The 1537-nt window shown below is 70.8% G+C and carries 1 protein-coding gene; it reads left to right on the top strand.

Annotation, left to right across the window (positions count from 1 at the left end):
- The first annotated feature begins 69 nt into the window (after positions 1 to 69).
- The gene (locus ACZ5CR_RS44885) at positions 70 to 1275 is read left to right on the top strand and encodes a glycoside hydrolase family 1 protein (protein ID WP_468869359.1); all 1206 of its coding nucleotides are present in this window, start codon (positions 70 to 72) and stop codon (positions 1273 to 1275) included.
- The last annotated feature ends 262 nt before the right edge of the window (positions 1276 to 1537 follow it).

Here is a 1537-nt window from a genome sequence, read left to right as displayed (position 1 = left end):
GCGGGCATGAAGTAGCCCGCCCGCGCCACGACGGTCCGCGCCCTCTCTCCACCAGAAAGACATCTGACGATGACGCACACCCCGATCCCGTTCCCCGAAGGCTTTCTCTGGGGGGCCTCCACCGCCGCCCATCAGATCGAGGGCAACAACACCAACAGCGACTGGTGGGTGAAGGAGCACAGCACCGGCACGCACATCCAGGAGCCCAGCCTGGACGCCTGCGACAGCTATCACCGCTGGCGTGACGACATGGACGTCCTGTCCGGACTCGGCTTCACCGACTACCGGTTCAGCATCGAGTGGGCGCGCATCGAGCCCGCCGACGGCCAGTTCTCGCGGGCCGAACTCGCCCACTACCGGCGGATGGTGGAAGGCGCGATCGAGCGCGGGCTCCGTCCGATGGTCACCCTGCACCACTTCACCGTCCCGCAGTGGTTCGAGGCGCGGGGCGGCTGGACCGCCGAGGGTGCCGTCGAGCTGTTCGCCCGCTACGTCGCCGCCTGCGCACCCGTCATCGGCGAGGGCGTGCGCCATGTCTGCACCATCAACGAGCCCAACATGATCGCCGTGATGGCGGGGCAGGCCAAGGCGGGCGACATCGGCTTCCCGCCCGCCGGGCTTCCGACGCCCGACGAGGAGACCACCCACGCGGTGATCGCCGCCCACCGGGCCGCCGTCAAGGAGGTCAAGGCGATCAACCCGGAGATCCAGGCCGGCTGGACCATCGCCAACCAGGTCTACCAGGCCCTGCCCGGCGCCGAGGACGTCGCCGCCGCCTACCGCCATCCCCGCGAGGACATCTTCATCGAGGCCGCGCGCGGCGACGACTGGATCGGCGTCCAGTCCTACACCCGAACGGAGATCGGCTCCGACGGCCCGATCCCGTGGCCCGACGACGTCGAGCGCACGCTCACCCAGTGGGAGTACTACCCCTCCGCCGTGGGTCACGCCCTGCGCCACACCGCCGAGGTGCTCGGCAACGGGGACGTGCCGATGATCGTCACCGAGAACGGCATAGCCACCGCCGACGACGCGCGCCGCGTCGACTACTACAAGGGCGCGCTGAACGCGGTCGCCGCCTGCCTGGAGGACGGCCTCAACATCGAGGGCTACCTGGCCTGGAGCGCCCTGGACAACTACGAGTGGGGCTGCTACAAGCCCACCTTCGGCCTGATCGCCTGGGACCGCGAGACGTTCGCCCGCACCGCCAAGCCGTCCGCCGTCTGGCTGGGCGGGCTCGGGCGCACGCGTGAACTGCCGCGCATCGAGGGCTAGTTCACCCCTTCCCGCCAGACCCGGGGACCGGCCGCACCTGACCGCGGCCGGTCCCCGTATATCCGCGCGCCGCCCGCACGCGGGAGCGACACGACCAGCCCGGCCAGCCCGACCCGCACGCCCATCCCGACCCGCACGCCACGGATCTCCCCTTCCCCACCTGTCACTGGGAGTTGGACCTTCATGGACCGTCGTACGTTCCTCACCGCCGCCGGAACCGGAGCCGCCGCCCTGTCGCTGGGCGCCGCATCCGCACCTGCCT

This window comes from Streptomyces sp. NPDC031274, from assembly GCF_055570235.1.
The sequence above is the reverse complement of the archived record's forward strand: the minus strand, read 5'-3'. Positions and strand labels throughout refer to the sequence as shown.